The sequence below is a fragment of the Carboxylicivirga longa genome, from assembly GCF_050589825.1.
Lineage (GTDB): Bacteria > Bacteroidota > Bacteroidia > Bacteroidales > Marinilabiliaceae > Carboxylicivirga > Carboxylicivirga longa.
Genome location: NZ_JBNGOZ010000045.1, coordinates 1 through 3547, shown reverse-complemented (window position 1 = coordinate 3547; position 3547 = coordinate 1). Strand labels below are relative to the sequence as shown.

At 32.3% G+C, this 3547-nt stretch carries 3 protein-coding genes; all 3 read left to right on the top strand.

Features of this window, described 5'->3' with window-relative positions; all coding sequences use genetic code 11:
- The first annotated feature begins 243 nt into the window (after positions 1–243).
- The 3 genes from ACRD7A_RS18905 (at position 244) to ACRD7A_RS18895 (ending at position 2807) form a co-directional block, all read left to right on the top strand.
- Positions 244–846 carry a hypothetical protein gene (locus ACRD7A_RS18905; RefSeq protein ID WP_430812950.1) on the top strand — a complete coding sequence of 201 codons (603 nt, stop codon included), beginning with the start codon at positions 244–246 and terminating at the stop codon, positions 844–846.
- A 215-nt stretch (positions 847–1061) separates the two neighbouring features.
- Positions 1062–2027, top strand: coding sequence for a hypothetical protein (locus ACRD7A_RS18900; RefSeq protein WP_430812951.1), 966 nt, complete (start codon positions 1062–1064; stop codon positions 2025–2027).
- 177 nt (positions 2028–2204) lie between these two features.
- Positions 2205–2807: a DUF8453 domain-containing protein gene (locus tag ACRD7A_RS18895; protein WP_430812952.1), complete on the top strand. Its 603-nt coding sequence runs from the start codon at positions 2205–2207 to the stop codon at positions 2805–2807.
- Positions 2808–3547: the final 740 nt, after the last annotated feature.

Below are 3547 nucleotides of genomic sequence, written 5' to 3'. Positions count from 1 at the left end.
TCCACGGAAAAAGTGGCTTAAAAACTTGTTTTTAAATAGAGTATATAAGTGAGCCGACTGGTTTTGGTTGGTTCGTATCTTCGGCAACCAGCGCCAAATCACTGATTTGGCTTTTAAAATGAAAAAATAAATACAAATACAGCGCTTTGGCTCAGTGAAGTTTGGAAGTGAGTGCGGTTAAAATTCACTTACGCTTCATAGCCGCGTCCGTTAGGCTTTATTAAATAAACCAAATCCGACAACATGAAAACGATATTTACAAAGACAATTTTAATAATATTCATAGGGCTTATTTGTCACAAAACCTTCTCTCAAACAGATGCAAAACCAGAAGTTAATGTTGTTTATGGTGACAAACATATATTCACATTAGAAACACCAGCGGACTGGATAAATGACAAAAAATCAGCTCAAAAAATTGGACTTGTTTGTTTCTTTTATCCTAAAGCGGAAATAGGAAAATCAAAAGTGAACTATTGTTATGCACATGGTATTGACAAAAAAAGTTCAGAAGAAAACCTAGAAGACTTTATAAAAGGTGACTTAGAAAAATTTAAAATGAAATATCCTGAATGTTCATTTGAAAAAATCCCAATTGATGTAACAGGTGGACTTAAAAGTGGTGTTTTATATTCATTTTCAAATCTAACAGACAGATTTAAAGAGGAAGTAATGTACTCCGAAACCGAAGATTCATTTATAATTTTCTCATTTGCTGCTATGACTGAAGAAGATTACAATAAATATCTACCTGCATTTGATGGAATAATTGGTTCATTTAACTATCGAGGAAATAATCCTCAGCCATTTTTGGAATATATGAAAAGTAAGGAACAGAATAAATAACAAAGCCTAACAATGGCTAATAAAGCATTGGGGGACAGTGCAATTTTGAAAGCTTCTACAAAATGCGACCACCGCCAAATCGTTGATTTGGCTTTGTGAAGCGAAAAGGTAAAAGCAAAATACAACGTTTTGGCTACTTAGCATTCTGAATGGTAAATCTGGTATCACTCCCCAACGCTTCATAGCCGGACCGTTAGCCACAAGCAAAAAAAGACATGAAATTAGTTTCAGTAATAGTGTTTCTTTTGTTTTTTACTGACGCATTTAGTCAAAAAACAAAAGGTTTGATAAATCAAAGTACTTATGGGCCGACAGGTACGTATACTGGTGACCTATATCGTGTTGTATATACTAAGGATATTCTAAAATTGGCATTACATAGCAGTCTTGATTCTGCTTTAAGTCTTGTAAATCGAACACCAATATACTATCTAGACAGTTTGACATCTAAAGAGCTATTTTTTCTAGCGTTAAATGAAATTCCAACTGACAGAATTGAGTATCATTTAGTAGATTATTCCTTATCAATTTGTAATTCAGAAATGCCTGAATTGGTAAATGATTTTTTCGAAAAAAGAATTAATTATCTAACATCATGTAAATCGCCAACTATTCCTATAATTTCTGATGAATCACTAAATGCCATTATTAAAAATCGAAATGAGCAAACAGATTCAATTTTAATAAGATACTATAATACACTACAAAAACTAAAGAAAAAATATCGACAGAATTATGAGATGCACTCATTTCATATGAAATGCAATCAGATACTTTTATTATTAAGCCAGACGAATAATGCTTTTGCGACACACAAAAAAATTAGGAAACACCGTAATCACATTCATCAAAATCTAGTAGATTATTTACCTGCACCTATTGAACGTTTTTTAGAATATAATAATGAAGAGGTTGATGGGGTAATCAATGGCATAAATGATTTAAAGTCATTTAGTGATATTGATATCACTAGCAACTCTGTTCTTTTAGAATTAATAGAACCATTTGTAAAAGAGTACTCTTGGGTTTATTTTATGTATAATGATAATGTTGCCTATTTAGATTTAGGCTATAGGCCTACCGATGTTGAAGGGCATGGGAAGATATACCGTTTAGAGTTATTAAATGATAAAGTAATAATTCATCTTATTAGCGATTGGAAAACTTATTTGCTAGAATAAAGGCCAGTGGCTAACAAGCCATCATAAAGTAGCCCTGACTTTGGCGGGATTTGGAAGTTTCGCACCCGCGCCAGCTTAAGCACAATTAAGAAAGCGAATATAACACACGCAACTCGGGCCACTTCATATGGCCGAACCGTTGTAGGTAATTCAAAAAACGCATAACACTAATATATCATGGATGTAAATATTTGGAATCCCATTTTTGGTGCAATCGTAGCAGTTTCAACATGCGTATATGTGTTTTTCACATGGAAATTACTCCAAGAAAATAAGCAAATGCGCGAAGCACTAAGCGAACCCCAGTTGATATTTTATTTAGAGACAACTGAAGTACATGCTGATATGTTTTATATCAAAATTGAAAATATTGGTTCTGGAATAGCTAAACAAGTAAAGTTTCACATTGATAAGGATTTAGAATTGAACGGAATAAGACAGAAATTAAATGATATACCTTTATTCAATGGTGGTTTTAATGTTTTTCCTCCTGGTTATAAAGATGAATATCTTCTCCTGAGTTCAATGAATGTAAACATTGATGAACTGCAAAAAGCCCAGTTATGCTTTAAAGTCACGTACAAGACTGTTTATAATAAACTGATTGAAGAATGGTATACATTGAAGTTTGGAGATATAATTACAAGAGGTCGTTTGAAGCCACCAGGAAGCTATATTGGTAATATCTCATATCGATTGGAAAATATTGATAAGCACATGAATAAAATTTCGAGTTACATGAAAGAAATTGATTTTCAGCAAAAGGAAGAAGCCAATTAAGCTCTCAATTGTAGATTATCACAAGAAAAAATATAACCAAATTGAAACATTTAAATAGCAAGTATGAAATATCTTTATCTAACTAGAAATATTGTTTTTTCGCTAATGATATCAATATTGTTTTTTAGATATTTCTTCCTAAATGAATTTGACCCTTCATATGATGTAAAGAGTCACTTTCTTTTAGGCATTACGCTAATAAGTTTACTTATATGCCAACTTTCTATTTTTCTAGTTAAAAGAAGATTATGAGAAAAGTATTGTACTTCATTTATACAAATTATTATCAAATTGCATCTTACTTGCTTTTATTTAATGTAATCTTAGTATTTGTTTGTAGGAATTTCATTTACAATAATGAGATACCCTCATTTCTAGCTTATTCTTTTTGGTTCTTCCTTGGAGCTTTTCTCTGTTTATCATTATTGAAATACCTTGAAAAGAAAATTGGTGTAGAACGGATTCATAAAAGAACTACCTACAACAAACCGCTATAAAGCATATGGGGTTTAGCTCATTTTGGAAGTTTTGTAGCTTCGGCAACCAGCGCCAAATCGTTGATTTGGCTTTATAAATGAAAAGTTAAAAACAAATACAACGCTTTGGCTTCGCTCAATATGGAAGGTTCGTAAGGATAAAACTCCATACGCTTCATGCGGCAGGCCGTTGGGCAACATTCCCCACATCCCTTAGAAAATATGGATTTATTTTTAACACTGATGGTCAAATCAGCAAAAAGG